Raw genomic sequence first — 23,843 nt, 5'->3', positions numbered from 1 at the left:
CGATGAACATCGCGATCATGCAACCCTATCTGTTGCCGCATCTGGGCTACTTCCAGCTGATGCACGCCTGTGACGAATTCCTCATCTATGACGACGTCGCCTACTATGACGACGTCGCCGACATTCCGCGTGGCTACATCAACCGCAACAGCGTGCTGCTGGGCGGCAAGGCCCATCGCTTCACGCTGTCGGTGCCGGATGCCTCACCCAATCGGCGCATCAGCGAGCTGTCGTTCGCGCCTACCCCTCAGTCACTGTTGACCACTCTGCACCATGCCTATGCCAAGGCGCCGCATTACGCAGAGGTCATGCCGCTGCTGCAGACGATTCTCATGCATGAGGATCGCCGCATCGGGGCGCTGTGCCAGTTCAGCTTCGAGACGATCTGCCGCTATCTGGGGCTCGAGTGTCGCTTCGCGCTGACCAGCGAGATGGACTACGAGCGCAGCCAGTCGGCGCAGGACCGTCTCATCGAACTTTCCCGCCAGCGCGGCGGGCGCGGCTACGTCAACAGTATCGGCGGGCGCAAGCTCTACCGGGGGGAGGCCTTCGAGCAGGCAGAGCTACGTCTGTCCTTTCTCTCCAGCCATCCGCGTGATTACCGCCAGGCGGCGCCCGGCGCACGCGAGGGCGAGTTCGTCGGCAGTCTCTCGATCATCGATGTGCTGATGTGGTGCTCGCCCGCCGACGTCGTCTCGCGGCTGGCGGAGTACACCCTGCTGTCAGGAGATGCACCCTGGGGGCCCGCCGCTGAGGGCATGGATCAGCTCTGGCAGCCGTCGCTTGCAGAGCCTGCTTCGCGCCCGCTCCCCTCTTCACGAGAAGCAGCCGGAGGCGTTGCCACGTGTCACTGACTAAAAAGACGACCGTGGGCATCCTGTGGAATTTCATGGATCAGCTGTTGCGCCGTGGCATGGCCAGCATCGTCACCTTGCTGCTGGCCCGTCTGCTGCTGCCGGAGGATTTCGGGCTGATGGCCATGGTGCTGGTCTTCCTGACCATCGCCTCGGCCATGATGGATTCGGGCCTGCAGCAGGCCATCCTGCGTCTGCCGGCTCTCGGCCCGCGTGATGCCAGCACCGCCTTCTTCAGCAACATCGGCTTCGGGGTGGTGGCCTATGCGCTGCTGTATCTCAGCGCTCCGTTGATTGCCGATTTCTACGCTGAACCACGGCTTGTGATGTTGGTGCGTATCGGCGGGCTGGTGGTGCTGATCAACGCCTTCGAGGTGATCCAGGGCGCGATGCTCAACCGGGCACTGGATTTTCGCACCCGCATGAAGGCCGGCATCCCCGGCAGCGTGATCTCGGGCAGCGTCGCGGTGTTGCTGGGCTGGCTGGGTTTCGGGGTCTGGGCGCTGGCGGGCCAGATGCTGACGGCGGCCTTCGTGACCACGGCGCTGCTATGGTGGTGGGGCAGCTGGCGTCCGCGCCTGACCTTCGACATGGACGCCTTCAAGGCCATGTTCAGCTTCGGCTACAAGATGTTCCTGTCGCGCATGCTGGACGTGGTGTTCGTCAATCTCTACGTGCTGGTGATCGCCAAGCTGTTCTCGGCCTCGGTGGCGGGGCTGTTCTTCTTTGCGGATCGCCTCAAGGAGCTGGTGATCAATCAGCTGGTAACCGCGATCCAGAACGTGACCTTCCCGGCCCTGGCCAGCATCCAGCACGACCCGGTGCGGTTGAAGGATGCCTATCGGCGCATCCTGCAGCTGATGGTCTACCTGCTGTTTCCCGGGGTGCTGCTGATGGCGGCGCTGGCCCGACCGCTGTTCGAGGCACTGTTCCCCGACCGCTGGCTGGACGCCGTGCCCAACCTGCAGTTGATGTGCATCGCCGCGGTCATGCATCCGCTCAGTGCCCTCAATCTCAATGTGCTTCAGGTCAAGGGACGCTCGGACCTGTTCCTGGGGCTTGAGGTGATCAAGAAGCTGCTGATCTGTGTGGTGCTGGTATTTACCTGGCAACACGGCGTGATCGCGATCCTGATCGGTCAGATCGTAGTGGCGGTGCTGTCCTACATCCCCAATGCGTGGTTCTCGCGAACGCTGATCGATTACAGCATCCGCGAGCAGTGCGCCGACTTCCTGCCGAGCCTGATGCTGTCATCGGCCATCGCGCTTTGCTGCTGGCTGGCGGTGGAGCATCTGGCGGCATCGCCAGACTGGTCTCCGTGGGCGGCGCTGCTGGGACTGGGATGTCTCTCCGGCGCAAGTTACCTGTTGCTCTCTTGCCTGCTGCGCTTTCCGGCCTGGCAGTCGGGTGTTGGTCTGATACGAGATCGTCTTTCACAACGGAAAGTGGAGAATCTTCATGCTAGCTGAAGTGAGCTATTCCCAGGCGCAGGGTACCCCGGTCACGGGGGGCGCCCTCGAGGAAGGGCCGATTCCGGTTCCCCCGGCACCGGCGGATGAAGCCACCATCATGGCGAACTGGGAGGGGAATCTCTCCACGCCGCGTGTCTCGGTGATGTGCTTCGCCTTCAACCACGGCGACTACATCGCGATGGCGCTGGATGGTTTTCTGATGCAGCACACGCGGTTTCCCTTCGAGATCGTGGTGCATGATGATGCCTCCACCGATGGCACGCGCGAGATCATCGAGGAGTATGCCGCGCGTTACCCCTCCATCATCCGGCCGATCCTGCAGGACGTGAACCAGTACTCGCAGCACGTGTGGCCCATCACCTTCTGCATGCCGGTGATGCGTGGCGACATCATCGCCTACTGCGAAGGGGATGATTACTGGGTCAAGGCCGACAAGCTGGCGCGTCAGGTGGCGCTGTTCGATGCCAACCCGCGTGCCACCGTGTGCTTCCACCCGGCCATCGAGTATGACGAGCATCGCGATGAGCATTCGATCATCTGCCGCTATGCCGACAGCGTCGCGCGTCTCTCCCCCGAGGCCATCATCGGGCTGCGGGGCGGCTCCATTCCGTCACCGGCGCTGACCTTCCGCCGCGTGGAGTCGCATGTGGACGCCATGCTGGAATCCTACCGTGGTGCGCCGATCATGGACTTCTTCCTGCAGGCCTACATGGCGCTGCTGGGTGAGACGCTCTATTACGAGGATGCCGCCTGCGTCTATCGTCGCAACGCCAAGGGCTCCTGGACCTCCCAGCAGCAGGACCATGAGGTCGAGCAGCGCTACCAGCGCGACATGCTGGCCGCCATCGACACCTTCTATGGCGCCACGCGCACGCTGCCGGAAGCCGACACCCTGTATATCCCGCTCTATCACTATTTCAAGCAGTACGTGATGGCGCCCGGCACCACCCAGCAGCGCCTCGCCAACTTCCGCCGCGGGCTGGGCTATCTGCACCACATGCAGCGCAACAAGGTGCTGTCGCTGGTCCGCCGCGACATGTTCGCCAAGCTGACGCGTCGCAAGGCTGCCACGCCCGGGCAGGCGAAGGACACGGAGGCAGCGGCATGAACTATCGCAGCTACGGCGATCTGGGCCGTGACATCGCCAGTCAGATGTCACGCCTGCAGGCAGGGGACTTCGACCTGATCGTCGGCATTCCGCGCAGTGGCATGGTGCCGGCCTACATGATCAGCGCGATGCTCAATCGCGCCTGTACCGATCTCGATACCTTCCTGGCGGATGGCGTGCCCGGCAAGGGCATCACGCGCAAGTTGCGCGAGTCCACCGCCGGCGAGGTGTCCGAGGAAGGCACACGTTCCGCCTGGGCCTATCGTCGCGTGCTGCTGGTGGATGACAGCCTCAACAGCGGTGCCTCGCTCAAGGCCTCCCTGGCGCGCATCCCGGCGGATTGCCCCTGCGAGATCATGACCTGCGTGATCTACGCCAACCCCGGGGTCACCAATGAAGTGGATCTGGCGCTCGTCGAGCTCGAACACCCGCGCGCCTTCCAGTGGAACCTCTTCCACCATCCGGCACTGGAGGATGCCTGCGTGGATATCGATGGCGTGCTGTGTCTCGATCCTTCTCCCGAAGACAACGATGACGGCCCGCGCTATCGCAGATTCCTGCTCGAGGCGACCCCGCTGCATCTGCCCACCTACCGGGTGCACTCGCTGGTCACCAACCGTCTCGAGAAGTACCGCCCCGAGACGGAGGCCTGGCTTGCGCGCCATGACGTGACCTATGAGCGACTGATCATGCTGGATCTGCCGAGCAAGGAAGCGCGACTGAAACTGGGCTGTCATGCCAGCCACAAGGCCGGCTATTACCGCGAGTCGGGCTGTCGGCTGTTCATCGAGAGTGAAGTGGGGCAGGCCAGCAGCATCGCGCAGATGACCGGCAAGCCGGTCTACTGCGTGGATGCCCAGCAGATGGTCAACCCCGAATGGCTGGCCATGCTGAAGTTGCAGCGTGGCAAGTGGATGACACGCCAATGCAAGCGTGGCATCCGCCGGGTGATGAGGCTGCTGCCGGCTTCCTGGGAGCGTCAGGCACGGGGCGTCTTCCAGCGAGTGGCATGAACCTCGCGCGGACACCCCCTCGGGGGTGTCCATCCACTGCAAAGGAATCGTTATGAAAACGCACAGGATGGCGCTATTCGTCTCGGCCGGCTCCGATCATGGCGAGACTCGTCAGATGCTGGCGCTGGCCGCGGGTCTGACCCGCCTGGGACACGAGGTGGATGTGGTACTGCCGCATGCCGAGGAAGAAGTCGTCACGTCGCTGGCGCATGGCGTGCGTCTGGTGGAGCTTGGCAGGCAGGGGGCGTTGGCCCTGTCATTGGCCCTGACGCGCTACCTGGCGCGCCACAAGCCCTGTGTGCTGATGTCCAGCGGTCTGGAAGCCAACCTGACGGCGCTCAAGGCGGCGCGCCTCAATCGGCGACGCGTGCCGGTGGTCATCCACCACGTCGTGGCGCTGGCGCAGGAGCTGGCAGCGGCGGGGAATCGTCGCGACGCGGCAAGACGTGCGATGGCGCTCAAGTATCCGCAGGCGGCATTGGTGATCGGGGCCAGCGAGGCGATCACTCAGGCACTGGCCAGCGAGGCAGGCATCCCGCAGGCGAATACCGCGCAACTGGATCTCGCGCCACAGCGCATCGGTGGCGCGGCGCACGCTGGGGAATCGTCTGCGGCCGGGGAGCTGGAAGAAGGGCCCTTGATGCGGTGCCTGTGGCTCTTGATGCAGGCGGCAGGCATGAACACGCAAGAGCTGGAAGACAGCCCGTCAGTCGTGTCCGCGACTCCCGCACGCGTGCAGGGACGGGACACGCAGGTCGTGCCGGTCACCGCGTTTGCGGGTGACAGGGCATCGGCGACGTATCGCGTCTCGGCCAATGCCGGCCTGTCTGCTACACACACCGACGTCAGGGACTGAGCCGTTTCATGGAAGCCATACTGCTCGACCTGCCCAATCTGCTTTTTTGCCTGGTACTGGTGATGGTGGGCTTCGTGCGCGGGTGGGTGACCCGCAACGTCGCGATCATCCTGAGTCTGAGCAGCCTGGTGCCTTATCTGCTCAACAATGTGCTGTTCTCGCCGGAATACATGCCGGACCAGTTTCGCTACTGGAGACAAGTCATGGCATTTCGCAGCATGGATTGGGACTCGGTGGACCATGCGCTGACCGTCTCGTCCTCCTCGAGCCTGCTGGCCCTGGTGCCATTGCCGCTGGTGGAGACGATTTCCAGTCTGGGATTCTTCAACAAGTTTCTCTACATCGGCGGGCTGATGGTCATGCTACGCCGCGGGATCATCTCGCATGCGGTGCTGCTGTTCCTGCTCTGCTACCCGAGTCTGGTGCTCTACAGCTCGCTGAGTCTGCGCGATACCCTGGTGACGGGCTTCATGCTGGCCAGCTTCCTGCTGGCCATCGATCGGCGACCGGGCTGGGCACTGCTGATGCTGATGCCGCTGTGGCTGATCAAGTTCCAGAACATGCTGATCATGCTGGTGTTCCTCGGCGTCTACGTGGTCTACGACGTCAGCCGTCGTGGCCTCTCTCTCAAGCGTTTCTGCTGGTTGCTGGTCGGCCTGGTCGCCAGCGTACTGATCATCTACCCGCTGGCGGTGGACCAGATCAACTTCTTCCGTGCGGCCATGTACATCGAGGATGGCGGCAAGAAGGAGGATATCGAGATCATCCAGGGCTTCGGCGACTTCGTGGTCACGGGCATCCAGGGAGCGCTGTACTTCCTGATCAAACCGCTGCCCTGGGAGGCGACCAACCCGCTGCAGCTGATCCAGGCCGGCGAGAATCTGCTGGTGGTGGTCTTCCTCGTCTGGCTGACCCTGCAATGCTGGCAGGTCCAGCGCGAGAAGACGCTCTTCTGGCTGCTGTACCTGATCGGCGCCTTCACCATCTATGGACTGGTGGTCTTCAACTACGGGACGGCAGTGCGCTACCGCTTCCCGTTCCTGGTCATCTACGTGGTCTGCATGGCCTACGACACCGGGCTGATTCGCCGCTGGCAGCAGGAACGCCGCCCGGCCTTGCTCGACTGACGCCTCGCGCTGATCGCCTGCCCGCACACTTCCCGCCGCTCATGTGGTTGGCAGATCACCGGGCAGGCGATCCGTGCCCCTCGCTTGTTCCTCTGCATCACATGCCAAGGATAGCCACATGCCGACATCAGATTCCCGGCCCGCCACGGTGGTGCTGGTCTCCAACTCGTCCTTCTTCCTCTACAACTTCCATCGCGGTGTCATCGAGGGCCTGCGCGACACGGGCTATCGCGTGGTGTGTCTCGCTCCCACCGATGCACACAGCGCGCGCCTGGTCGATGAGCTCAAGGTCGAGCATCGGCCGCTGGGGATGGAAGGCAAGGGCACGTCACTCGTGGGTGAGGGCAAGAGCCTGATGGCGCTGTTGATGACGCTGCTCAAGCTCAGGCCACGCTATGTCCTCAACTTCACCATCAAGGCCAATATCTACTCGGGGCTTGCCTGTCGCCTGCTCAACATCCCCTACACCAACAACGTCTCGGGACTGGGCACCGCCTTCCTCCACGACAGCTGGCTGTTCCGCCGGGTACGGGCGCTCTACGGCATCGCCAATCGCGGCGCACGCTGCGTGTTCTTCGAGAACCGGGATGACCAGGCGCTGTTCCTGCGCATGGGGCTGCAGAAGTCGACACCTTCCGTGGTGCTGCCCGGTGCGGGGATCGACCCTGAACGCTTCGCCTTCACCGAACAGCCCCAGAGCCCGCCGCTGACCTTCGTGATGGTCGCGCGGCTCATCGCCGACAAGGGCGTGCGGGAGTACGTGGCAGCGGCGGAACGCCTGCATGAGCGCTATCCCCAGGCACGCTTCTGGCTGATCGGACCGTCGGGCATCAGCAACCGCACCGCGATCAGTGACGAGGAAATCGCCCAGTGGCGTGCGCGGGGCGTGCTGCATTATCTGGGGGAACAGCGTGATGTCAGGCCGTTCCTGGCCGAGTCCAACATCCTGGTGTTGCCGTCCTACCGAGAAGGCATGCCGCGTACGGTACTGGAAGCGGCCTCGATGGGGCGTCCCGCCATCGTCAGCGACGTGCCCGGCTGTCGCAGCTCGGTGCTGCCGGGGGCCACTGGCTGGCTGTGCGAGGCCGGCAGCATCGACTCTCTCGAGCAGCACATGCAGGCCTGCCTGGAAATGCCCCGCGAGGCCCTGGAGGCGGCGGGGCTGGCCTCACGGGAGCGTATCGAGCGCGAGTTCGATCAGGCCATCGTGGTACGGGCCTATCTCGGGTGCATGCAGCACACCCTGGCGCCGGAAATCGGACGGGGGCGCGGTGCGATGTCACCGGCCTGAGCGGCGAAAGCATGACGGATTTGCTGCTATGCAGTGCGGCGAATATCGGAAACGGCGTGCGCGCGAGAGGCGCATAATGGACAGACCACGTTACCTGTCAGGCCGTCATCCTTCTGGTGCCTGCGCCGCCGTTGCCTTCACGTCGTCATCGCCTTGTCGTTACCACGCCCACACGGCGCGAGCCCGCGGTGTCAGTCTGCCGAGTAGAGGGCAGCGCATGATGGCGATTGCGCCATTTGACTGTCCTGCCAGTTGCCATGCACGTAATGGAAGCATCTCGGGGTCGTGCTCGGGATATCTGAGAATACATGGAGTAGAGAGTCATCATGCGTGGATATCGTTTCTGCACCCAATGTGGCGGTGCCAGCGTGCACCGTATCAAGCGCCACTGGTGGCAGCGGCTGATCGGGCTGCCGCCTCGCTATCATTGCGAGGACTGTGGCGTGATTGACCAGGTCTCCGACAGGGAGCATCACCCAGCTCTGCATGAGGCGAAGCCGGGCGGTAGAGCCTCCTCCTGAGCGACGCATGATGTCTGATGACACCGTGCCGAGCTCGCGATTGTCAGGCGAGACAGCGCGATGGCCATGCGTGATCGACCCTCGCCAGAGCCCCCGGACATGGCTTCTCGCCAGAGCCCCTCGAACTGGCTTCCGAGCTAGCCTTTCGAAATGGCTCACTCGATATCGTCCACTCGAAATAGCCCTTCAAAATAGACCCCGCCATCGACATTCGTCGGTGGCGGGTTTTTTCTGCGCCGGAGAGTGTCATGTCAGGTACATCGCGCCCCTGGCTGTACCTGTCGGACACGACTCTCCTGCGTGAATTTCCCTGCACGGAGCGCATGAGAAATGAAGATCCTGTTCATCGTCGGCAATCTTTCCAGTGACGGCGGTACGGAACGCGTGACCTGCGAGATCGCCAGTGGACTGGCACGCGCGGGACATGATGTCGCCATCACCAGCCTGTTCGGTCCCGCGACCACCTCCTTTCATCTCGATGACGCTGTCATGACCAGTGAGCTCAAGCTCAAGGAAGCGCGTGGTAGCGTGCGCCGCTTCATGGGCATCAGCTCAGGTCTGCTTGCCAAGGTGCGCCGCCATCAGGCGGATGCGGTGATTCTGGTGGACTCCATCCTGTTCGCCTTCTGTGCGTCATGGGCACCTTTCGTGCGTTCGCGACTGGTGTGCTGGGAGCACTTCAATCTCGGCACGCATCATGGCTCGCACCTGCGCACGGTGGGGCGCTCGACCGCGGTGCGTCTGGCGGATGCCATCGTGGTGCTGACCGAGCGGGACGCCACGGCGTGGCGTGCACGCTATGGCATCACCGACAAGGTGCAGGCGATCTGGAATCCGGTGCCGCGCATCCCCCAGGAGAATGCGCCGACTCAGGCATCGCGCACCGTGCTGGCCGTCGGCCGCCTCACCGAGCAGAAGGGATTTGATGTCCTGCTGGAGGCCTGGGCCAGGGTCGCCCGTCAACATCCGGACTGGCGACTGCGCATCGTCGGCTGGGGAGAGGATGAGAACGCCCTCAAGGCCCAGGCCTGGACGCTGGGACTGAGCGAGAGCGTGGTCTTCGTCGGTCGCACCTCCCGGGTGGAAGAGGAGTATCAGCGGGCGGCGCTGTTCGCGATGAGTTCGCGCTGGGAGGGATTGCCGATGACGTTGCTGGAGGCGCAGTCCTTCGGTCTTCCCGTGGTCTCCACCAACTGCGAGACCGGCCCGGCGGAGATCCTCCAGGGCGGCAGTGGCGTGCTGGTGGATGTGGAAGATGCTGCGGCACTGGCGCGTGAGCTTTGCCTGCTGATCGAGGACGCGCCGCGGCGCCAGCAGATGTCCCTGCTGGCGCGCGAGAACGCGGCACGCTTCGATGCCGACGTCCTGTGTGACGAGTGGCAGCAGCTGCTGGCGCGCATGCTGCCCGGGCAGCGGGTGCTGGACAAGGCATCCTGAGGCTCGGCCTAGAATGCCTCGCGCAATATCAGAAACGTGCCGGGGAGCAGGGTGCCAGCCAGTCAGGTAAGCCTTCGGCTAAACACTCGCTGACAAGTCGCCCGGTCACGCCCGCCAGGGTCACGCCGATATGCTGGTGGCCATAGGCATGGATCACGCGTGGCTCGTTGGGTGACGGGCCGATCACCGGCACGGAGTCCGGCAGGGTGGGGCGAAAGCCCAGCCAGCGCCGGGCTACTGGAGCATCCAGTCCCAGCACCCTGCGCACTCGGGTTTCCAGATAGTCGAAGCGGGCCGGGTTGGCGGGCCCCGCAAGCGAACTCAACTCCACGGTGCCTGCCACTCGCAGACGCGGCCCTTCGGCGCCTCGCAGAGGCGTCATGTAGAAGGCGCTCTCCACCGGACAGGTCGGGCGGTTGAGCGGCGAGTGCTCGAGATCGAATTCGATGTGGTAGCCACGCTCGGTATCCAGCGGAATCCTGTCGCCGATCTGGCGGGCGAGATGTGCCGACCAGGCCCCGGCCGCCAGTACCACGCGGTCCGCCATCAGCCGTCTGCCGTCGGCGTACTCCAGCAGCATGCCGGAGGCCTGAGAGCTCAGGCGGGTGACCTCGGCGGTGACGAGTCGGCCCTCCTCACGCAGCGGAGCGGCCAGGGTATCGATGAACACCTGCGGGTCATCCAGATGACAGGAAGAGGGGAACAGCACGCCGCCGGCGGTATGGCCTGCCATGGCGGGTTCCAGCGCGATCAGCTCGTCCGCTGTCAGTACCTGCTGCTGGATGCCGAGCTGGTCACGCAGCCGGATATCGCCCTGTGCGGCCTGCAGGTTCTCGGCCTTGCCGTAGGCATATAGACAGCCCTTGCGCTGAATCATCCCGGCCGCCGCCGGGGCAGCGTCCAGCAGCGGCTGATAGTCCTCGTAGGTGTGACTGAGCAGACGCGCCAGCATCTCGCTGTTGGCTCGAAAGCGCGTGGCGTTGCACTGACCCATGAAGCGCATCAGCCAGGGCGAGAGTCTCGGCAGGCACTTCCAGTCGATGACGAAGGGGGAGTCAGGTGACAGCAGCAGCGAGGGCATGCTGCGCCAGATCTCGGGGCGAGCGATGGGCAGGCAGCCATAATCCGCCAGGGTACTGGCATTGCCGAAGGAGGTGCCGCTGGCGATGCCCTCGCGCTCGATCATCGTCACCTCGTGGCCGCTGCGCCGCAGCCACAGGGCGCAGGCGACACCGACGGCGCCCGCGCCGATCACGGCCACTTCCGTGTGTTCGCTATCACTCATCGAATGCTCACCATGTTGTCTTGTCGTTGTTGTCGGGGTGCTTGCGCCGCAATGCATCGCGCCCCGGAGTCAGCCGGGGCGCAGAGTGTGACAACCCGAGCATGCCTCGCAGGGGAAATCTCGGCAAGGGCGTCCTGCGTTTCGGCAGCGTGTCCGCCAGGGCGATGGGCGCCGGGCGATGAGCGACTTGCGGCGAGCGGTTCAGGAGCCGTTCGGCTCCTCGAAGGGCAGCGGGATGTCATCGCCACGCCGCACGGCGAATACATTCAGCGTCATCGCCACCAGAGCGTAGTAACCCAGTATGCCAACCAGTTCGACCACGACCGTCTCGCCGAACATCGCGACGGCCTCGGCATACAGCGCATCATCGATACGTCGCTCGGCGTAGAGTGCGCGGGTGACGCGATAGATCAGCCGCTCATCATCGCGGTCGAACTCAGGCTCCCGCTCCTCGCGCAGTGCCGTGATGACATCCGGCGAGAGACCGGCCTGCTCGGCGATCGGCGCGTGGATCTGCCATTCCGCCTGGGACTTCCACCACACCGCCGTGGTGAGAATCGCCAGCTCGCTCAGGCGCAGCTCAAGGCCGGTGGCGTAGCGGCAGAAGGCGCCGAGGCGCTGGGCGTGATTGGCAAGCTCCGGACTGTGGACCCAGGCCAGAAACGGGCCGTCGAGGTTGCCGCGCGGGCCGCTGAGAATCTCGGCGATCACCTCACGTTGGGCTTCGCTCATGCTGGCCTCATCCAGTTCGGTCAGGCGCGATGTGATCGCCATGAAAGTCACTCCATTCAAATCCATTCAAAGATCGTGGGTAGGCAATGCGCCTGCAGCTGAGCCGTCACAGGCTGGCAAGGGTGGTGTCGATGGCACGCCCCAGCCTGTCGGTGATCTCGTCCAGATGTGAGTCTTCCAGCATGAACGGCGGCGCCAGCAGGATGTGATCGCCCTGGCGGCCATCCAAGGTGCCGCCCATCGGGTAGCACATCAGGCCTTCGGCCATGGCGGCCTTCTTGAGGCGTGCGTGCAGCTTGAGGGCAGGGTCGAAGGGGCGCTTGCTGTCGCGATCCGCCACCAGCTCCAGCCCCTGGAAGAGGCCGCGACCACGGATGTTGCCGATGTGCGGGTGGTCCGCGAAGCGCTCGCCCAGGCGTGCTTGCAGTCCCTCGCCGAGGACGTTGACACGTGTGAGCAGCTCGCGGGACTCGATGGCCTGCTGGACGGCCAGTGCCGCGGCACAGGCGGTGGCATGGCCGATGTAGGTATGGCCGTGCTGGAAGAAGCCGGAGCCATTGGCGATGGCGTCACGAATGCGCTGGCTGACCAGGGTCGCGCCGATCGGTTGATAGCCGGCGCCCAGCCCCTTGGCGATGGTGATCAGGTCCGCCGTGACACCTTCCTGCTCGGCGGCGAACAGGCTGCCGGTGCGTCCCATGCCGCACATCACCTCGTCGAGAATCAGCAGCACGCCGTAGCGGTCACAGACCTCGCGGATGCGCGTGAAGTAGCCCGGCACCGCCGTGACGGCCCCCAGGGTGGCACCCACGACGGGCTCTGCCACGAAGGCCATCACGTTCTCACCGCCCAGCCGCAGGATTTCCGCCTCAAGCTCGGCGGCGAGACGCACGCCCATCGCCTCGGGCGTCTCGTCGGGCTGCTGGTCCCGATAGGCGTAGCAGGGGCTGACGTGACTGACGTTGATCAGCAGCGGCTCGAACTGCTGGCGGCGCCAGGCGTTGCCGCCAGTGGCCAGCGCGCCCAGCGTATTGCCGTGATAGCTCTGCCGCCGCGCGATCAGATGCTTGCGTTGGGGCTGGCCGATCTCGACGAAATACTGACGGGCCAGCTTGAGCGCCGCCTCGACCGCTTCCGAGCCACCGGAGACGAAGTAGACGGACTCTAGCCCCTCGGGGGCGCGCTCGATGAGGAAGTCGGCCAGCTGCTCCATCGGCTCGCTGGTGAAGAACGAGGTATGCGCGTAGGCCAGTCGGCTGACCTGATCCTTGATGGCCTGAGCTACCGCTTCATCGCTGTGGCCCAGGCATGACACGGCAGCGCCACCGCTGGCATCCAGATAACGGCGACCCTCTCGGTCGACGATGTAGGGGCCATCGCCCTGCACGGCGGTGGGGTAGTCCTGATGGAGGTTGCGATGGAAGACGTGGCTCATGGGGGCTCCGTGGGGCGGGGGCGCGAAGGCGTAATGCAAATATGTAGTGCATTTGTCGTTTATGCAATAAATAATTGCATGTGTCGCTTGTGCCTTCGGACTCGACCAGCCAGAGATGCTACCGTTGCCGCCATCTGTCCTGTCCCTTGCCAAGGAGGCATCCCATGCCCCCATCCTCCCGAGCCCCCGGGCCCGCATCCCCTGACTCGCCGCCGGAGACCCTGGAAGGGTTGAAGCAGCTGCTGGTGGCGATCGATCGTCGTGAGGTGGAGATCCGCCTCGGCGCGAGTTCCCGACGCGTGCTGGCCGTGCTGATCGAATCGCCGCAGCGCACGGCGGTATCTTCCATCAGCCAGCTGGCGGAGATGACCGGCGTGAATGCCTCGACCTTCTCGCGTCTGGCGCAGCGCCTGGGCTATGAGGGCTTCAGCCGGTTTCAGGCTGTCTTCCGTCAGGCCGTGACGGATGGCCAGCATTTCTACAGCGCCCAGGCGGCGCAACTCTCGTCACGTGATGCGGATAGCACCGCCATGGCACAGCTGGCACGACTGGGGCGCCAGGAAAGCGCCAATATTCTCGGCATGTTGGAGAGGGTGGACGCCGCGGCCTTCGAGGCCGCCACCACCTTGCTGGCCGAGGCACCGCGCGTGCGCCTGCATGGCATGCGCCAGTTCAATTCTCTGGCACTGTTCATGGCCTATGGACTTGGCATGCTGCGCCCGGACGTGGCGCCGCTGGATGCCAGTCGTCAGGGCGTGGCGGATGCGCTGGCCCAGCTGACGGCCGGCGACGTGCTGGTGGTGGCCAGTTGCTTCCCCTATACCCCAAGCGTGGTGGCCTGTGCCGAGGTCGCAGTGAAACGCGGAGTCGTGGTGATCGCGTTGACCGATTCGGCCAGCTCCCCGCTGGAGCCGCTGGCGCGCCACAGTTTCCATGTGCCCAATCACAGCCTCTTCTACAGCAACAGCATGAGCGCCTTCATGTTTCTCGCCGAAGGTCTGCTCAGCGAGGTGGCCAGCAAGCTGGGAGAGGCAGGCGTGGCCTCGCTCAAGCAGCGCGAGGCGATCATCACGGAGCTGGGAGGCGCACGTCGCTGATCTGGCGCCGATGCACTTGTCCCATCTCACGCGGCATGGCTGGGCGGGCGCACCAATTGGCAGCATCTGTCTGCTCGCCTCCATTCGCGAATGACTGAATGCGCGCCAATCTGGTGCGAGAGTGTCGCCGCGGCGATGTTCACTCTCGCCGTGCAGGCGTGTCAGTCATGAAGGCACGCCTTGCAGCGTGGGGTCTGCAGGCATGTGCAGGACCAAAGAGGGGCCTGAAGAAATTGGCGTGATTCCTGCAAAACGACTGAGATGAAATGACATCTGTCAGTGCAAGGAATCACCCATGAGTCGCGAATACCGTTACACCCTGGGCAGTCAGGTCCATCGCTTCGCCAGTCTGGCCGAGCTGATGGCCAAGGCGACCCCCGCCCGCTCAGGAGATCGCCTTGCTGGCGTGATCGCGGAAACCGCCGAGGAGCGAGTGATCGCTCAGCTGTGTCTGGCCGAATTGCCCCTCAAGACCTTCCTGGACGACGTGCTGATTCCCTACGAACAGGACGACATCACCCGCCTGATCATCGATGAGCATGATCCGGTAGCCTTCCTGCCGATCGCCCATCTCACCGTCGGCGACTTCCGCAACTGGCTGCTGAGTGATCTCGCGACGCCCGCGGTGCTGGCGCAGGTGCGTGCCGGCATTACCCCCGAAATGGCCGCGGCGGTCAGCAAGCTGATGCGCAATCAGGACCTGATTCTGGTCGCCAGGAAGTGCGAGGTGGTCACGGCCTTTCGCAATACCATCGGCAAGAGCGGCCATCTCTCCACACGTCTGCAGCCCAACCATCCCACCGATGATGTCACCGGCATCGCTGCCAGCATTCTCGATGGCCTGCTCTACGGCAACGGCGACGCCGTGATCGGCATCAATCCGGCCACCGACAACGTGGCCCAGAGCATCAAGCTGATGCGTCTGATGGATGAAGTGATCCAGAAATACGAAATCCCCACCCAGTCCTGCGTGCTCACCCACGTCACCAACACCATTGAATGCATCGAGCAGGGCGCTCCGGTGGATCTTGTCTTCCAGTCCATCGGCGGCACCCAGGCCACCAACGAGAGCTTCGGCGTCGAGCTTTCCGTGCTGGCGGAGGCCCAGCAGGCCGCGCTGTCGCTCAAGCGCGGCACGGTGGGCGACAACGTGATGTATTTCGAGACCGGCCAGGGCAGTGCGCTGTCCGCCGATGCCCATCACGGCCTGGACCAGCAGACCTGCGAGGCACGCGCCTATGCGGTGGCCCGCAAGTACTCGCCGTTGCTGGTGAACACCGTGGTCGGCTTCATCGGTCCCGAGTATCTGTTCAATGGCAAGGAGATCATCCGCGCGGGGCTTGAGGACCATTTCTGCGGCAAGCTGCTGGGCCTGCCGATGGGCTGCGACATCTGCTACACCAATCATGCCGATGCCGACCAGAACGACATGGATACCCTGCTGACGCTGCTCGGGGTGGCCGGCTGCAACTTCATCATGGGCATCCCCGGCTCCGATGACATCATGCTCAACTATCAGACCACCTCCTTCCACGATGCTCTCTATGCACGACGGGTGCTGGGCCTGGGCCCGGCGCCGGAATTCGCCGCCTGGCTCGAGGAGATGCAGATCTTCACCGATGTCGCCCAGCAGAAGCTGCCCGCTGACATGCCGTCCTGCTTTGCCGATTCCCTGCGTCAGGTATCCGGAGGTGATGCATGAGCCATGACTCTTCCGCCAGTGATGCGTCATCCACGGCTCGCGAGGGCCAGCAGGGAACGGCTGTCAGCGAATCGCCCGCCATCGTCACGCCCAATGCCTGGCAGTTGCTGGGGCAGTTCACGGATGCGCGCATCGGCCTGGGCCGCGCCGGCATCAGCCTGCCGACCCAACGCTCGCTGGAATTCCAGCTGGCGCATGCCCGCGCGCAGGACGCCGTCCATCTGCCGCTGGAGATTCCCCGACTGATCGAGGATCTCAATCAGCTACCTGCACTCGAGAACGCCCCTGACCTTCAGCGCCTGCACAGTCGCGCCGTGGATCGCACCACCTATCTGCAACGCCCCGACTATGGGCGACGTCTCGATGCGGCCTCGTGTGAGCAATTGTCCAGCCTCGCACCGGAGCCTGCGGATCTGGCCATCGTGATCGTCGATGGGCTGTCGTCTCTGGCGGTCCAGAACAACGCCGCGCCCTTCATCGCGGCATTGCTGGAAACGCTTGCCGAGGAGGGTCCGGATGCCTGGACGCTGTCACCCATCAGCGTGGTGGAGCAGGGACGGGTCGCGATCGGCGATGAAGTCGGTGAACTGCTCAGGGCGCGGGCGGTGCTGGTGATGGTCGGCGAGCGCCCCGGTCTCAGCTCACCGGACAGCCTCGGCCTCTATCTCACCTGGCAGCCGCGCGTCGGACTCAGTGATGCCAGTCGCAACTGCATCTCCAACGTGCGCCCGGCAGGGCTCGACTTCGCCATGGCCGCCCAGCGGCTGCATTACCTGCTGTGCGAGGCCCGCAAGCTCGGCCTCACCGGGGTGGGGCTCAAGGACAGAAGTGGTGACAACTCGCTGGAGAGCGGGGGCGGTATCCAGAACTTCCTGCTGTCCTGACGGGATGGCAGCGCATCAGCGGGAATCTCCCGATCCAACAATGACAATGCTTGACGGAAACTAGGCGGCACCATGACTCGCGACACGAATCACGACATGAATCACGACACCAACGAGCAGGACTATCTGGCCAGACGGCAGTTGAAGAAGGGCACGGCGGGCTGGATTCTGCTGGCGGGACTCGGGGTCTCCTATGTGATCTCCGGTGATTTCGCCGGCTGGAATTTCGGTATCGCGGAGGCGGGCTGGGGCGGCTTCGCGATCGCGGCGCTACTGATGGGCATCATGTATCTGGCGCTGGTGCTGTCGCTGGCGGAAATGTCAGCGGCGATACCGGCCGCCGGCGGCGGTTACAGCTTCGCGCGCCAGGCCATGGGCCCGGCTGGCGGCTATCTCACCGGCCTTGCGGTATTGATCGAATATGCGCTGGCACCCGCAGCCATCGTCATCTTCATCGGTAGCGCGGTGGAGTCGCTGCTGGGCATCAATGGTCCGATCATCTACGCCATCTTCTACCTGGTGTTCATCGGCATCCACCTGGCGGGGGTCGGCGAGGCGCTCAAGGTGATGATGGTGATCAGCGGCCTGGCGGTGTTCGCGATCATCGCCACCGCGGTCGCGCTGATCGGTGACTTCGACAGCAGTCGCCTGTTCGACATCGCGCCGACGGATGCCTGGGGTGCCAGCGATTTCATGCCCAATGGCTGGTATGGCATCTGGGCGGCGCTGCCCTTCGGCATGTGGCTGTTCCTGGCCGTGGAAGGGGTGCCGCTGGCGGCTGAGGAATCGCGCAATCCGGCTCGTGATGTTCCGCGTGGCATCATCGGCGCCATGCTGTTTCTGATGTTCACCGCCGTGCTCGTCGTCTTCCTGCTGGCCGGTGCCGCCGGTGCCGAGGCGATCGGCAGCAGTGCCGTGCCGTTGGTGGATGCGCTGAACGCGACCGGCAGCGAAGGGCTGGCGACGCTGGTCAACGTGCTGGCACTGGCCGGGCTGGTGGCCTCGTTCTTCTCGATCATCTACGGCTACAGCCGTCTGGTATTCGCGCTGTCACGGGCCGGCTATCTGCCCAAGACGCTGTCGCTGACCAGCAAGCGCAAGGCGCCGACCTGGGCGCTGGTGGTGCCGGGCGTCTTCGGTTTCCTGGTCTCGCTGACCGGTGAAGGCGATCTCATCCTGGGCATGGCGGTGGTGGGGGCGACCGTCTCCTACGCACTGATGGCCGCCAGCCACATCCTGCTGCGCCTGCGCCAGCCGCAGATGGCGCGCCCTTATCGCACGCCGGGTGGCATCGTGACCTCCTCCATCGCGCTGGTGCTGTCGCTGATCGCGCTGACCGGGGTCTATGCCTTTGACCCGCGCGCCTTCAACTACACTCTGGTGCTGTTCGTGGTGGGCATCGCCTACTACGCCATCTTCAGTCGCCATCAGCTGGTGGCGAAGACCGCCGAGGAAGAGTTCGCGCTGGTGGCCAATGCCGAGAGTGATCTCGCGGCCAGCTGATCCGCTCAGGCAGACCCTTTAGCAAAGACGACAACGCCCGCCATGGCTGACCATGGCGGGCGTTGTATTTAGACTCTGAGTCTTCTTATGTTACATAAAATGCGTTAATAACCTGCCTATTGAGTTAGTTAAGTCCCTCGTGTAAGTTGCAAGCCAGATTTTAGCATCTTGGTCGAAATGCGACTCACTGAATCCATTTCGAGAATTAGCTATTGCATTAGTAATAGTTGGGATAGAGTTGATTATCTGTTCAGGGGCTTGACTACCATCTTTTACTTTATCAAGTATGTCATTTTTAACTAGTTTGGCCATTGCTAGAAGGTCATTTGGTGGCGCTTGCAGTGTCATGTTCTTCGTTAGATAGGCTTTGTAAATGCCTTCTAGGCAGGAATATGAAAGTGTGACTGCGCGGCTATGCTGGCCCGATTCGATCGCACTATCAATATTGTTGAGTGATCTCGTCAATCTTTCGACACCTGAAAAATCAGTCGATATATCTGTTACCGGTACCGGGGAGCCGCCACCATGAATAAAGCTTTCGAGCTCATTCATTTCATCTCTAGCGTAAGGTTTTAATGACTCAATAAAATTTTTGAATAGAGCTTTCTTTTCTGCTTCAGTCAAGGATTCGATTATATCAAAAAAATATTGTTTTCTTGTTGTGCTTTTACTTTTTAATCTTCTTTGTTCTATGTACTTTTGGTAGTCAGGGAATTCGTGTGTTACTTGGTGAAGCATTTTGAAAAATCTTGGGCCGGAAAAATAAGTGTCACCCTCACGGTTTAATACTACAAAGAGATGGTTGAATGCCGATGTCCAATGTATTTTCATATTTTTTCCCTAAAGTTAAAACGCTGGTGTTGAGTTCTGTTATGTATACAGCTCTGTGGTTTAATTTTTGCACATTGTAAGGTTTATGCTAAGGTATAATCTTTAATTGTATGTTAAGCATAACCCTTATGTGCCATATTCCATCATTGATGTTTAAGTCGACATTGCATGAAATAATAAACCATAAATAGTTTTTCATGAAACTTTGCATAAGCCAAAGTGTAGATCTGCTCAATGTAAAGCAAAAAGCCCGCCATGGCTGACCATGGCGGGCGTTGTCGTCTCTAGCTGATGGGCAGGATCAGATCAGAAAGGATACTGCGCCAGAAATTGCTGGGCGGCGGCGGCGGGGTTCTCGGCACTGCACAGCGCCGAGACCACGGCGAGGCCGTCAGTGCCGCTGCTCATGACGTCTCCCGCATTGGTCAGCGAGATGCCGCCGATGGCCACCGTCGGCAGCGGGCTTGAGCGCACCAGCTGGGTGAGTCCTTCGATGCCCAGCGGTGCGGCGTGATCGGGCTTGGTCGCGGTGGCATAGACCGGGCCGAGGCCGAGGTAGTCGATGCGCTCGACATCGACAGCCTTGAGCTGCTCAAGCGTCTGGACCGACAGGCCGATCAAGGCGTCCTCGCCCAGACGGCGACGCGCCTCGACCGGGTCGCCATCGCTCTGGCCGATGTGCAGGCCATCGGCGCCACTGGCCAGCGCGACCTCGATGCGGTCATTGATGATCAGCGGCACCTCGTACTCGTCCAGCAGCGCCTTGAGGCGGATGGCCTGGGCGATCATCTCCTCGTCGCTGGCGTGCTTGTCGCGCAGCTGCACGACACTGACGCCGCCGCGCACGGCGGCCATCACGGTGGCTTCCAGGCCGCGCTCGGCGCACAGCGCGGGGTCGGTGACCAGGTAAAGGGATAGATCAAGTGACATCGGTCAGCTCCAGGCGAGAGGCAAGCAGGGTGGAATCGGCGTCGAGAGTATACAGGGCATCCAGGAAGCGTGGCACGAAGCTGCCCGGGCCCTCTACTGACTGGCTCGCCGTCTCACCGGCCTCGGCGTAACAGGCCAGCGCGGCGGCGGTGGCCTGCAAGGTGTCGTCATGTCCGTCGAGTGAGGCGGCGAGGAAGGCGGCGACCACGCTGCTCAGTGCGCAGCCCATGGCGGTGACGCGGCCCATCAGCGCATGGCCGCCCTGAATCGTGATTTGCCGCTGGCCATCGGTGACGACATCGACGTGGCCGGTCATCGCCACCACGCAGTTCTGCGTGCGCGCCAGGGCGACGGCGGCGCGGCTGGCGCGCTCCAGCGCATCCTCACTGTCATCGCCGCTGTCCACGCCACGGCCCTGATTCATCTCGCCGGCCAGCGCCAGCACCTCCGAGGCATTGGCACGTATCACGCTGGGGCGATATTCCAGCAGCGCGCGGCACGCGTACTGGCGCAGGCTGGAGGCGCCGATGCCGACGGGGTCCAGCACCCAGGGTTTGCCATCGCGGTGGGCGCACATCGCCGCCAGCTGCATGGCCTCGATCCAGCTGGGCGACAGGGTGCCGATATTGATCGACAGCGCCGCACTGATGGCGGAGATTTCCTGGATCTCCTGCTGCGCATGCGCCATCAGCGGCGAGGCGCCAATGGCCAGCAGGGTATTGGCGGTCGGGGTCATGGCGACATGATTGGTGATGTTGTGCACCAGCGGGGTGGTCTGACGCAGACGGCGCAACGCGTTGCCGGGGGAGTGGGATGGCGATGTCATCATGGAAGCTCGTGGTGAAAGACAGGGAAGACGCTGTGAGTCGAGGGTAAGAGCTTGCGCTGCAAGGTCAAGCGACGACCGTCGTGAGCGTGTGGCTGACCCGGTAGTCATCGAAAGTCGCGCAAAGGGTAATAAATAACATCATGGTTCTATAAACCTTGACGACAAGTCCATAAGATACAGGGCCTTACGGTCTTTTGTGTACGAGTCATCAGTCAAGGGTCATGCAGTGATACGCACAGGTCATCGCGGTAGCGTCAGCAATTCGAGCAGCAGTCACTCAAATATCGCCAGCAACAGCAGCACGAGTAGCATCAGCAAGAACACGCGCGGCCGGCAGCCCTCTGATGGCTCTCGGCTTGAGCGGATTGTCAGGCGGATGGTGACGGCGCTGGCAGTCCCCGTGCTGTTGGGCGCTGCGGCCAGCAGTCAGGCGAATGCGGTGAGTGCCAGCTGGAATCTGAAGCATGCCGGCTGGAACAACGGCAAGCATCTCGAGCAGGTCGCGGCGGTGGCCAGCCACATGGATCTGATCGGCCTGCAGGAGGTGATGAAGGAGGAGGTCGTCAGCGAGCTCGAGCAGCAGCTGGAGGCCCTGACCGGCGACGAGTGGGACAGCCTGGTCAGCCATGCGGTGGGGCGCAGCACCTATACCGAGCGTTATGCCTATCTGTATCGCGACAAGACGATCGCCTATCAGGGCGGGGCTACCGTCTATCTCGATCCCGAGGATGTGTTCTCGCGCGAGCCGCTGCTCGCCACCTTCGTCGAGAAGGACACTGGGCGGGCCTTCAGCGCCGCCAACGTGCACATCGCCTATGGCGACAGCAAGGCGGATCGCTCGCCGGAAATCCGCGCGCTGGCCGATATCTATGACCTGATGAAGGAAATCTCGCCCGGCACTCCGGCGATCATCATGGGCGACTTCAACATGGCACCGACCGAGCCTGCGTGGGGAGATCTGCGTACCCTCGGCCTGCGCCCGTTGATCACCGAGGGTGCGACGACGCTCTCCAAGACCGATGGCCGCTATGCCTCGCTCTACGACAACATCTGGTATGTGCCGAGCGAATGGCCCAAGGCCAGCGGCGATGTGTTCCGCTTCCCGGACTATCTGGGCATCAGTCATGTGACAGCGCGTGCCGATGTCTCGGACCACGCCCCGATCTATCTGTCGGTGACCGGCGAGACACTGGCGTTGCTGCCGCTGGAGGGTAGTCAGCCGCAGGCAGCCGGGGCAGAGGTCGCCTCCCGCAGGGCGTCAAAGACCTCCAGTTCAGCGAGTCAGACCTGTATCGACCTCAACACCGCCAATGCCGACCAGCTGGATCAGCTGCCCAATATCGGGCCGGCGCGTGCCGCAGACATCATCCGTCAGCGTCCGTGGAGTTCCAGTGGTCAACTGACCCGTATCAGCGGTATCGGCCAGGGCACGCTCAGCGAGATCGTCGCCAGTGGGCTGCTGTGCAGCTGAGCTTTTTTCAGAACTGGCCTGTGCTGAACTGATCAGGCCTTAGCCTGAAGGGGCATCGGCCCCGGTCACACGGAAATGACGAAGCCAGCCATCACGCAATCCAGGTGATGGCTGGCTTCGTCGTATCGAGGCTGGTGGCAGTTTCCCCGGTGCCGCCTGAGGTCAGCTCAGATACTTCTCGAACCAGGCAAGGGTTCTGTCCCAGGCGAGCTTGGCGGCCTGTTCGTCATAGCGTGGGGTCGAGTCGTTGTGGAAGCCGTGGTGGGTGCCGGGGTAGAGATAGGCCTCGTAGACCTTGTCATGCTCCTTCAGCGCGGCTTCATAGGCGGGCCAGCCGGCATTGACGCGCTCGTCATGCTCGGCGTAATGCAAGAGCAGCGGAGCCTGGATGGCGGCGACTTCCTCGGCGCGTGGCTGGCGGCCGTAGAAGGGCACGGCGCAGGCCAGTTCCGGATAGGCGACGGCGGCCGCATTGGAGACCCCGCCACCGTAGCAGAAGCCGGTGATGCCGATCTTGCCGGTGGTGCGGTTCTCGGCCATCAGGTAATCGATGGCGGCAAAGAAGTCGTTCATCAGCTTTTCCGGGTCTACCTGTGCCTGCAGCTCCTTGCCTCTGGGGTCGTTGCCGGGATAGCCGCCCACCGAACTGAGGCCATCCGGCGCCAGCGCGACATAGCCGGCCTTGGCCACACGCCGCGCGACATCCTCGATATAGGGGTTCAGGCCGCGGTTCTCGTGCACCACCACCACGCCGGGCAACGGCCCGCTGGCATTGGCCGGTGTCACTCGATAGGCGCGCACCTCGCCGTGGCCTTCGGGAGAGGGGTAGGTGATGTACTCGGCCACGATGTCGGGGTCGGTGAACTCGACCTGTGAGGCCAGCGCGTAGTTCGGGCTTAGGCTGGCCAGTATCGAGGTGGCCGTCATGCCCGCGACGGCAAAGGCTGCCGCGCGATCCAGAAACTGGCGGCGGGTGATCTGGCCATGCACATAGCCGTCATACAGCTCCAGCAACTCGGGGGCAAAATCCTTTGCGGTCAGGCGGGTCATGTCAGACTCCTGTGATCAAGGGAATTCTGAACATAGCAACCCTGAGGTGACGCCACCATGTCAGCGCGAGTCTTTTTGTCGGATAGGCGAAGGGAGGCTGAATTCGGCATTCTTCCTGTACTACGCTCACCAGAGCGGTGGCCAATCGCTTGAGGCAAGCAGCGGGTGAGCGGTGAGCCGCCTGAGAAGCGTGCTCAAGACGTCTGACGTGGAGGCCAGCATGACAGAGGCGGAGTATCAGAGATTGCGCTGGAGAAGCATCGCGCTCACCAATGCCCAGTTGGTATCGGCCGGTCTGGCGGTGGTGAATCTGTTTCGCGGCGATTTCGCCTCGGTGGTGGTGCTCGTCGGGGTCTGCTGGGTGCTTGGCTGGTTCAAGCCACGCTGGGATGTCTAGCGCCGATGGCGGGCCTAT

The 23,843-nt window shown here is 63.0% G+C and carries 22 protein-coding genes; 15 read left to right on the top strand and 7 right to left on the bottom strand.

Translation table 11 applies throughout. From position 1 onward, the window contains the following. Positions 1 to 2 precede the first annotated feature (2 nt). The 9 genes from ACZYGA_RS00645 to ACZYGA_RS00605 all read left to right on the top strand — a co-directional run bounded on the left by ACZYGA_RS00645 (position 3) and on the right by ACZYGA_RS00605 (position 9,679). Complete coding sequence (locus ACZYGA_RS00645; RefSeq protein WP_404625276.1) at positions 3 to 854, top strand: WbqC family protein; 852 nt, start codon at positions 3 to 5, stop codon at positions 852 to 854. Continuing rightward, complete coding sequence (locus ACZYGA_RS00640; RefSeq protein WP_404625278.1) at positions 845 to 2,323, top strand: lipopolysaccharide biosynthesis protein; 1,479 nt, start codon at positions 845 to 847, stop codon at positions 2,321 to 2,323. The genes ACZYGA_RS00645 and ACZYGA_RS00640 overlap by 10 nt, the downstream gene beginning before the upstream one ends. After that, positions 2,313 to 3,434 carry a glycosyltransferase family 2 protein gene (locus ACZYGA_RS00635; protein ID WP_404625280.1) on the top strand — a complete coding sequence of 374 codons (1,122 nt, stop codon included), beginning with the start codon at positions 2,313 to 2,315 and terminating at the stop codon, positions 3,432 to 3,434. Before ACZYGA_RS00640 ends, ACZYGA_RS00635 begins: the two co-directional genes overlap by 11 nt. After that, the gene (locus ACZYGA_RS00630) at positions 3,431 to 4,447 is read left to right on the top strand and encodes a phosphoribosyltransferase (protein ID WP_176504020.1); all 1,017 of its coding nucleotides are present in this window, start codon (positions 3,431 to 3,433) and stop codon (positions 4,445 to 4,447) included. The genes ACZYGA_RS00635 and ACZYGA_RS00630 overlap by 4 nt, the downstream gene beginning before the upstream one ends. A 52-nt stretch (positions 4,448 to 4,499) precedes the next feature. Continuing rightward, positions 4,500 to 5,303, top strand: a complete 804-nt coding sequence (locus tag ACZYGA_RS00625) for a glycosyltransferase family 4 protein (protein WP_404625282.1) — start codon at positions 4,500 to 4,502, stop codon at positions 5,301 to 5,303. An 8-nt stretch (positions 5,304 to 5,311) separates the two neighbouring features. Then, positions 5,312 to 6,430, top strand: coding sequence for a hypothetical protein (locus ACZYGA_RS00620; RefSeq protein ID WP_176504022.1), 1,119 nt, complete (start codon positions 5,312 to 5,314; stop codon positions 6,428 to 6,430). Positions 6,431 to 6,548: 118 nt separating this feature from the next. Further along, positions 6,549 to 7,721, top strand: coding sequence for a glycosyltransferase family 4 protein (locus ACZYGA_RS00615; RefSeq protein ID WP_084208247.1), 1,173 nt, complete (start codon positions 6,549 to 6,551; stop codon positions 7,719 to 7,721). A 326-nt stretch (positions 7,722 to 8,047) separates the two neighbouring features. Continuing rightward, on the top strand, positions 8,048 to 8,242 hold the full coding sequence (locus tag ACZYGA_RS00610) for a hypothetical protein (protein ID WP_141392035.1): 195 nt from the start codon (positions 8,048 to 8,050) through the stop codon (positions 8,240 to 8,242). A gap of 330 nt (positions 8,243 to 8,572) precedes the next feature. Beyond that, entirely contained in the window at positions 8,573 to 9,679 is a 1,107-nt protein-coding gene (locus tag ACZYGA_RS00605; protein WP_176504023.1) for a glycosyltransferase family 4 protein, read from the top strand. A gap of 28 nt (positions 9,680 to 9,707) precedes the next feature. Here ACZYGA_RS00605 and ACZYGA_RS00600 read toward each other — a convergent pair whose 3' ends face one another. From ACZYGA_RS00600 to ACZYGA_RS00590, 3 genes are all read right to left on the bottom strand, one after another. Next, positions 9,708 to 10,964 (bottom strand): NAD(P)/FAD-dependent oxidoreductase, encoded by a 1,257-nt coding sequence (locus ACZYGA_RS00600; protein WP_176494388.1) that lies wholly within the window; start codon positions 10,962 to 10,964, stop codon positions 9,708 to 9,710. A gap of 201 nt (positions 10,965 to 11,165) precedes the next feature. Beyond that, positions 11,166 to 11,738: a carboxymuconolactone decarboxylase family protein gene (locus ACZYGA_RS00595; RefSeq protein WP_404625286.1), complete on the bottom strand. Its 573-nt coding sequence runs from the start codon at positions 11,736 to 11,738 to the stop codon at positions 11,166 to 11,168. A 64-nt stretch (positions 11,739 to 11,802) separates the two neighbouring features. Continuing rightward, positions 11,803 to 13,131 (bottom strand): aspartate aminotransferase family protein, encoded by a 1,329-nt coding sequence (locus ACZYGA_RS00590; protein ID WP_404625288.1) that lies wholly within the window; start codon positions 13,129 to 13,131, stop codon positions 11,803 to 11,805. 164 nt (positions 13,132 to 13,295) lie between these two features. On the opposite strand from ACZYGA_RS00590, the gene ACZYGA_RS00585 reads away from it, so the two are divergent. From ACZYGA_RS00585 to eat, 4 genes are all read left to right on the top strand, one after another. Then, positions 13,296 to 14,228, top strand: coding sequence for a MurR/RpiR family transcriptional regulator (locus ACZYGA_RS00585; protein ID WP_404625290.1), 933 nt, complete (start codon positions 13,296 to 13,298; stop codon positions 14,226 to 14,228). Positions 14,229 to 14,523: 295 nt separating this feature from the next. Further along, on the top strand, positions 14,524 to 15,930 hold the full coding sequence (locus ACZYGA_RS00580; RefSeq protein ID WP_404625292.1) for an ethanolamine ammonia-lyase subunit EutB: 1,407 nt from the start codon (positions 14,524 to 14,526) through the stop codon (positions 15,928 to 15,930). Then, positions 15,927 to 16,814 carry an ethanolamine ammonia-lyase subunit EutC gene (gene eutC, locus ACZYGA_RS00575; protein WP_279876049.1) on the top strand — a complete coding sequence of 296 codons (888 nt, stop codon included), beginning with the start codon at positions 15,927 to 15,929 and terminating at the stop codon, positions 16,812 to 16,814. The genes ACZYGA_RS00580 and eutC overlap by 4 nt, the downstream gene beginning before the upstream one ends. 96 nt (positions 16,815 to 16,910) lie before the next feature. Then, positions 16,911 to 18,317, top strand: coding sequence for an ethanolamine permease (eat, locus tag ACZYGA_RS00570; protein ID WP_136938929.1), 1,407 nt, complete (start codon positions 16,911 to 16,913; stop codon positions 18,315 to 18,317). A gap of 90 nt (positions 18,318 to 18,407) precedes the next feature. Here eat and ACZYGA_RS00565 read toward each other — a convergent pair whose 3' ends face one another. From ACZYGA_RS00565 to thiM, 3 genes are all read right to left on the bottom strand, one after another. Continuing rightward, a complete protein-coding gene (locus ACZYGA_RS00565) occupies positions 18,408 to 19,148 on the bottom strand; it encodes a hypothetical protein (protein WP_404625293.1) in 741 nt (246 codons plus the stop codon). 306 nt (positions 19,149 to 19,454) lie between these two features. Further along, a complete protein-coding gene (gene thiE / locus ACZYGA_RS00560) occupies positions 19,455 to 20,078 on the bottom strand; it encodes a thiamine phosphate synthase (protein WP_404625295.1) in 624 nt (207 codons plus the stop codon). Then, positions 20,068 to 20,904, bottom strand: coding sequence for a hydroxyethylthiazole kinase (gene thiM, locus ACZYGA_RS00555; protein ID WP_479398294.1), 837 nt, complete (start codon positions 20,902 to 20,904; stop codon positions 20,068 to 20,070). Before thiM ends, thiE begins: the two co-directional genes overlap by 11 nt. Positions 20,905 to 21,283: 379 nt before the next feature. Here thiM and ACZYGA_RS00550 point away from each other — a divergent pair, with 379 nt between their 5' ends. Further along, positions 21,284 to 22,378: an endonuclease/exonuclease/phosphatase family protein gene (locus ACZYGA_RS00550; protein WP_479398293.1), complete on the top strand. Its 1,095-nt coding sequence runs from the start codon at positions 21,284 to 21,286 to the stop codon at positions 22,376 to 22,378. Positions 22,379 to 22,540: 162 nt separating this feature from the next. Here the strand turns inward: ACZYGA_RS00550 and yghX are convergent, their stop codons facing one another. Then, entirely contained in the window at positions 22,541 to 23,428 is an 888-nt protein-coding gene (yghX, locus tag ACZYGA_RS00545; protein ID WP_176494380.1) for a YghX family hydrolase, read from the bottom strand. A gap of 220 nt (positions 23,429 to 23,648) precedes the next feature. On the opposite strand from yghX, the gene ACZYGA_RS00540 reads away from it, so the two are divergent. Beyond that, positions 23,649 to 23,825 (top strand): hypothetical protein, encoded by a 177-nt coding sequence (locus ACZYGA_RS00540; RefSeq protein WP_157109441.1) that lies wholly within the window; start codon positions 23,649 to 23,651, stop codon positions 23,823 to 23,825. Positions 23,826 to 23,843 lie beyond the last annotated feature (18 nt).

It is taken from the genome of Cobetia sp. BL01, assembly GCF_056493605.1.
This window is presented reverse-complemented; position numbering and strand designations above follow the sequence as displayed.